This is a genomic window from Magnetococcales bacterium, from assembly GCA_015228815.1.
Lineage (GTDB): Bacteria > Pseudomonadota > Magnetococcia > Magnetococcales > UBA8363 > UBA8363.
Map to the genome: position 1 here is coordinate 66,406 of JADGCV010000021.1, position 6,766 is coordinate 73,171.

A 6,766-nucleotide genomic window follows, 5' to 3' on the forward strand; every position below is an offset into this window, starting at 1 on the left:
CAAAGCAAGGAAAAATCCTCCGTCCACCTATGGTTTCGTGGAAGTTGTTGATGTCTCCTCCCAATTTTTTTTCCGATCTGGCCGTGCCTTTTACAAACCTGCCGTTACCGAATGCAATCTGGATCCTGGATGAATCCTCCCGGCAACGGGCGATTCAATGGGCCGAACGACTCGGTCTGCCATGGATCGACCGTCACACTCCCGACGACCGTCATCCCATATTTGCCCTGAATCAGGGCCGGCTGGAACTTCATCTGGGACGCACCGGACGCAAGGGCGGAATCCACGCCGAATTTTCGCTCCGGAAGGCGCGACAAATCATTCGCCAGGAAGGGAAAAACAGTCTGCTCGCCCGCGCCATCGGTCTGCGAAAACACCCCGATGCCACCATCCTGGACGCCACGGCGGGTCTGGGACGGGATGGTTTCCTTCTGGCGGTTCATGGATGCACGGTCCATCTGTGCGAACGCTCGCCGATGGTCGCCGCCCTGTTGCGTGACGGGCTGGAACGGGGCATGAACGATCCCGATACCGCCTTCATCATCCGCGAACACATCCGGTTGCACGAAGGAAACGCCCGGTCGCTGCTGGTTTCTTTCAGTTCTCCGGCTTCGATGACACTCCCAGCAACAGAATCCAACATATCCGCCCCCTCGCCCCCAATCCCTGTCCGTGCCGATGTCGTCTATCTCGATCCCATGTTCACCACCACCGCGAATGCCCCCCGCGCCAAGAAAGACATCCAGGGATTGCGCCTGATCCTGGGACCGGACAACGATGCCCGAGAACTTCTGCAACCCGCCCTTGACCATGCCCGTCGCCGCGTTGTGGTCAAACGTTCCCTGAAATCTCCACCCCTTGGCGACCGGACACCCGATTTTTCGATCCGGGGAACGACCATTCGCTACGATGTCTACCTTTCGGAGGTTTCGTGAACGATCCCCAATCCTGGCGCCTCCGCATGAACCGGCTGCTGGAAAAACTGACCTCGACCCTCGTCGTGGATCATCACCGTCTGCAACGCCGCCGGCGCCAGATCGAAGGGCAACGCCGCCCGGATTCCTTCCCGTTTGCCGCGCTCGACCGACTGGAAGAACAGCTTGACCAAAGTGTCGCACGCTACCACAAACGGCTCGCGGAAATCCCCGTTCCCCGATACACGCTTTCCCTGCCGATCAATGAAAATCGTGAAAAAATCATGCGCCTGATTCACGATAATCAAGTTATCGTAATCTGTAGCGAGACCGGTTCCGGAAAAACAACGCAACTTCCCAAACTGTGCCTGGAATTGAAACGGGGTGCCCGCGGCTTCATCGGCATGACCCAACCCCGACGCCTCGCGGCCCGTTCGCTCGCGACCTACCTTTCCAGGGAGCTGGGATCGGATCCCGGAACATGGGTTGGCTACAAGATGCGCTTCGACGATCAGGTCCGGGAGACCTCACTGGTCAAAATCATGACCGACGGTCTGCTTCTGGCGGAATTGCAAAGCGATCCGCTGCTGCTCCATTACGACACCCTCATCATCGACGAAGCCCACGAACGAAGCCTCAACATTGATTTTCTCCTCGGATATCTGAAAAAGATTCTCCCCCGGCACCCCGACCTGAAGGTGATCGTCAGTTCCGCCACCCTGGACCATGAAAAATTTTCCGCGCATTTTGGCAAGGCCCCGGTCCTTTCGATTCCGGGACGCACCCATCCGGTGGAGGTCCGCCATGTGGCGCTGACGGCGGATGACGATCCGGACAATGAACGGGATCTGCCGACGGCCGTTCTCGAAAGCATTCGACAATTGCACCGGTCCCAGGGACCGGGAGACATCCTGGTGTTTCTTCCGGGCGAGGGCGAAATCAAGGAGATGGCGCTTTTTCTGCGCCAACATTTGGCAGGCGGCCATGAAATCATCCCTGTTCATGCACGTCTTGCTGCCCGGGACCAGGATCGCATTTTTTCTCCCGGAATCCTGCCGCGGATCATCCTGGCGACCAACGTTGCCGAAACCTCGATCACCGTTCCGGGAATTCGCCACGTCATCGACCCCGGAAAGGCCAAGATCAAACGGCAGGATCATCGCGGCGGAATTCAGCGCCTGTCTCTGGAAAAGATTTCGCGGGCCTCCGCCGAACAGCGAAAAGGGCGTTGTGGTCGTACCGGTCCTGGAATCTGCATCCGCCTTTATTCTGAGGACGATTTTCTCGCGCGCCCCCCTTTTACCGATCCGGAGATTTTGCGCACCTCGCTGGCGGCGACCATTCTGGGGATGAAGGCCCAGGGATTGGGAAACATCGAGGAATTTCCTTTCATGGATCCCCCGTCCCCCGCGGCGATCCGGGAGGGGTGGCGTCTTCTCGGCGAACTGGGCGCCGTGGACCGCCATGGACAATTGACCACGATCGGCAAACAGTTGGCCCGCCTTCCCATCGATCCGCGCCTGGGACGGATGATCCTGTCCGCCCCCTCCTTCGACTGTCTTGAAGAGATCCTCGTGATCGCGGCGGCATTGGCCATTCCCGATCCCCGGGAATGGCCAATGAAAAAACTTCCCCAGGCGGAAGAACTCCACCAGCGATTCATCGACAAGGACTCGGATTTTCTGACGTTTCTGAATCTGTGGCGGTACCTTGAACAAGTACGCCACACCAGTGCTTCCCGTTCACGGATGAACAACACCCTGAAAAAGGAGTTCATCGCCCCGGGCCGGGTTCGTGAATGGTGGGAAGTCTATGCCCAGTTGAGAAAAATTACCCGGGAAATGGGACTGATCGGGGGCACCCTTGGCCAATCACGGCATGCTGCGATCCACAAGGCGATTCTGAGTGGTCATGTCTCCATGGTGGGCATGAAAAAAATGAAGAATGAATTTTCCGGCTGCCGCGAGGTCACCTTTCATATCCATCCCGGCTCGGGGCTGTTTCGCAAGTCTCCCCCCTGGATCGTCGCTGCCGAACTGGTGGCGACGTCGCGTCTCTACGCCAGGACCTGCGCCCGGATCGAGCCGGAATGGATCGAGGAAGTGGCGAAATCGGCGTGCAAAAGGGATTATTACGAGGCCCAATGGGACAACCGGCAAGGAAAGGTCATCGCCCTGGAAAAGGTCTCTTTTGGCGGGCTGCCGCTGGTGATGAATCGCAAGATTCATTTTGGTCCGATCGATCCTGTCCTGTCCCGCCGAATTTTCATTCAGGAGGCCCTGGTCGGGCACCGCCTGCAAACCAAGGCCACCTTTCTGGCCCACAATCGGGCATTGATCCATGAAATACGCCAGGAAGAACACAAGGCGCGGCGCCGCGATCTTTTGATCGAGGAAGGGGAACTGTTCGCCCTTTACGACCGGCACATCCCCGCGACCACCTACAGCGCCCGGCATTTTGACAACTGGTATGTCCACGCGCAAAAAAACGATCCGCGTTTGCTTCATTTCACGCGCCAGGAGTTGTTGCGTCATCCCGACCAGCCGGGTCTCCAGGAGCAGTTTCCCGGTCATCTTTCGATCAACGGACAGGACTTTTCCCTGGAGTATCATTTCAACCCCGGTTCGGGAGAGGATGGATTGAGCGTTCGCATTCCCCTTGCCGCCCTCCATCAATGTCCCACGCATCCTTTCGAATGGCTCGTTCCCGGAATGTTGCCGGGAAAACTGGCCGCCATGTTCAAGGCACTGCCGAAAAACATACGCAAACAACTGGTTCCGGTTCCGGAAACGGTCCAGATGTGCCTGCCTCATCTTATGGAGCTGACGGGTCAACCCTTGGCCAATGCTCTTTCACGGGTTCTCAAGGAGCATCGGGGCATCGACATCGCGCCCATCCTCTGGCGCACCCTGGTCCTTCCCGATCATTTACGGATGAACTTCATGGTGCTTGGGGATGGCGACGGCAAGGTAGTGCAGCAGGGACGCGATCTGGAATCGTTGCGGACCCTCCTTGGTCCCCAGGCGAAAAAGGAATTCTCGGCACTGGCCAAACCGGGAATCGAACAGGAAGGACTGACCCGCTGGACCTTCGGGGCGCTTCCCGAAAGCGTCTCCATTTCAACCCCAGCGGGAACCATCATCGGATTTCCCACCCTGGTCGATCAGGGAAACAGCGTCAGTCTGCGCATCATGGAGGACCCCGAACGCGCACGGATCACTCTTCGCCGTGGTCTCATCCGTCTTTTTGCCCTGCATCTGCCCCAGCAGGTCCGGCAATTGCGTTCCACCCTCAAATTCTCTCCGGGAGCGGTCCTGGTACCTCTGCCGCTCGGAAAACAGGGGGCGCTGGTCGATGAAGTGATCGATCGGATCCTGGACCGGGTCTTTCTTCAGGGGGATTCCGAATTCCCGCGCGACCGGGAACCCTTCCAGGAACGATTGCAGACAGGACAGAAACGGATCTTTCAGGAGGCGGAAACCATCCGTACACTGATGGAGGAGATCCACAACCACTACCGAATGCTGCAACTGCTGATGAAAACGGAAAAAAGTCTTCCGGCAACGGCTGCCATCATCGCTGAATTGCGCGGGCAACTGGAGGGGTTGATTTATCCGGGATTTCTCTGGGAAACGCCGTTTTCCTGGCTCCGGGAGTATCCGCGTTACCTCAAGGCGATGCACAAGCGATTGGAGCGACGGATGTTGTCCCCGACCAAGGATGCCGAAAAGGCGGCGGCGGTCCGACCGTTTCAGGAATCGTTGCGTTTGGCACTGTCGCGTGGCGGACGTTTGGACGACGACCCGGAACTCATGCGTTTTCGCTGGATGGTGGAGGAGTTCCGGGTTTCTCAATTTGCCCAGGAACTGGGGACGGCGTTACCGGTTTCTCCCAAAAGGCTGGAAGAACAGTGGCGACGGGTCGCTTCATGACCAACCATTCAACGCCCCTCCAAACGCCATGTCACTGTCCAACACACACGCGACCGCCACGCCTGCGTCAATCCATGTTGCGTACAAATCGAAAGGAAAAAGAGGATGCAATTTCAGACTTCCTGATCCCGGACGGTATTTCCACCAATTAGCCCGTCTTTCGCGATTCGACTCCCGACATAGAAAGATTTCTGGGTAACCGGACAAAAAAAGCAAAGCGTATCAACGGTTCATCCTTCCAAAAAGTCTTCAATTGTTTTGTGGTGCCGACCTACCTGTTTGACCCGGATAAGGTTTTCCGGAAAAATCGGGGGCATGTTTCTTCGATCAAAAATTCGCCGCAAGGACGGCAAGATTCACCGCTACTGGAGCATCGTGGAAAATCGGCGCATCCAAGGAAATCGGCATGTTCAGCGGCAGGTTTTGTATCTCGGTGAAATCAACGACACGCAACAAGCTGCATGGTGCAAGACCATTGAGGTTTTTCAGGAAGGCAAAGCCCGACCTGAACAAATGGTGCTTTTCCCGGAATATCGGGCTATACCAGTGCCAGATTGCGAAGTTGTTCAAATTCGCCTCAGCGGGCTTCAGATCCGCCGCCCCAGGCAATAGGGCGGATGTTGGTTGGCCTGTCAGTTATGGGATCAGTTGGATCTCGATTCGTTCTGGTCCGATAAATTGAAACCCAGTCGCAAGGGAACCCAGTGGTTGAATGTGTTCAAGACATTGGTTTTCTATCGATTGCTTGACCCTGGCAGCGAATGGCGATTGCATCGACAATGGTTTGAACAAAGTGCCCTTGGGGATTTACTGGGCGAGGATTTCGGATTGGTTCAAAAAGATAAGCTGTATCGTTGCTTGGACAACCTGTTGGAACACAAGAATACTTTCTTTTCATTTCTCACCCAACGATGGCACACCCTGTTTGATGCCACCTTTGATGTGTTGCTCTACGATCTGACCAGCACCTACTTTGAGGCCATTCCCACGGAGGAAGGTAAAAAACGGTTTGGCTACAGCCGGGACAAACGATCAGACTGCGTGCAAGTTGTCATCGCCCTTATCGTCACCACCGACGGATTTCCCATCGCCTATGAAGTCATGCCAGGAAATACCTCGGACAAGACCACTCTGGACACCTTTCTTGAAAAAATCGAGAAGCAATACGGTCGGGCCAACCGCACATGGGTGATGGATCGTGGGATTCCTACAGAAGAAACGCTCAAAAAAATGCGCACGGCCCAATTCCCCATTTACTACCTGGTAGGTACTCCCAGGGGACGATTGAATAAACTGGAGAAATCTTTCCTTGCCAAACCATGGGAACAAGCACGCGAGTTGGTCAAGGTCAAACTTCTTGAGTGTGATCAAGAACTTTACATTTTGGCGCGAAGTGATGGCCGAGTGGACAAGGAGCGAGGCATGCGCCGTCGCCGTCTAAAAAAGCTTTGGAGGCGTCTTGGTGAACTGCAACTTCAGAAATTGTCGAGAGATGATCTTCTCCTCAAACTTGGTGCCGCCAAAAAAGAAGCAGGTCGCGCATATAGCTTAGTTGATATTAAACTTCCAGAAAAAAATGAAAAGGTTACGCCAGAGACGTTTACGTTTCGTTTGGATCGTGAGCGGTTGCGCAAAACACGCCGCCGGGAAGGCAGTTATCTGCTGCGAACCAATCTCCGTGACAAGGACCCATCTCTTCTCTGGAACCACTACATACAACTTACTGAAATTGAACAGGTGTTCAAGGAATTGAAAGGAGATCTGGCGATTCGTCCCATTTATCACCAGTTGGATAATCGCATCGAAGCCCATATTTTTGTGGCCTTTGTTGCCTACTGCCTCCAGGTTACGCTTAAGCAACGACTACGCGCCTTGGCTCCTGGATTGACCCCTCGGGCAGTGTTCGAAAAATTTGCCGCC

Annotated in this window: 4 protein-coding genes; all 4 read left to right on the top strand. The window is 55.4% G+C overall.

Annotation, left to right across the window (positions count from 1 at the left end):
* Positions 1-50 precede the first annotated feature (50 nt).
* Entirely contained in the window at positions 51-935 is an 885-nt protein-coding gene (locus HQL76_10360) for a class I SAM-dependent methyltransferase (GenBank protein ID MBF0109566.1), read from the top strand.
* On the top strand, positions 932-4,846 hold the full coding sequence (gene hrpA / locus HQL76_10365) for an ATP-dependent RNA helicase HrpA (GenBank protein MBF0109567.1): 3,915 nt from the start codon (positions 932-934) through the stop codon (positions 4,844-4,846). Before HQL76_10360 ends, hrpA begins: the two co-directional genes overlap by 4 nt.
* A gap of 315 nt (positions 4,847-5,161) precedes the next feature.
* A complete protein-coding gene (locus HQL76_10370; protein MBF0109568.1) occupies positions 5,162-5,458 on the top strand; it encodes a hypothetical protein in 297 nt (98 codons plus the stop codon).
* A gap of 96 nt (positions 5,459-5,554) precedes the next feature.
* On the top strand, positions 5,555-6,766 hold a 1,212-nt coding region (locus HQL76_10375), incomplete at its 3' end, for an IS1634 family transposase (GenBank protein MBF0109569.1).

Excerpts from the sequence above, each read along its gene's own strand:
- HQL76_10360 (MBF0109566.1), top strand. The coding sequence starts at position 51 with ATGTCTCCTCCCAATTTTTTTTCCGATCTGGCCGTGCCTTTTACAAAC.
- HQL76_10370 (MBF0109568.1), top strand. The coding sequence starts at position 5,162 with ATGTTTCTTCGATCAAAAATTCGCCGCAAGGACGGCAAGATTCACCGC.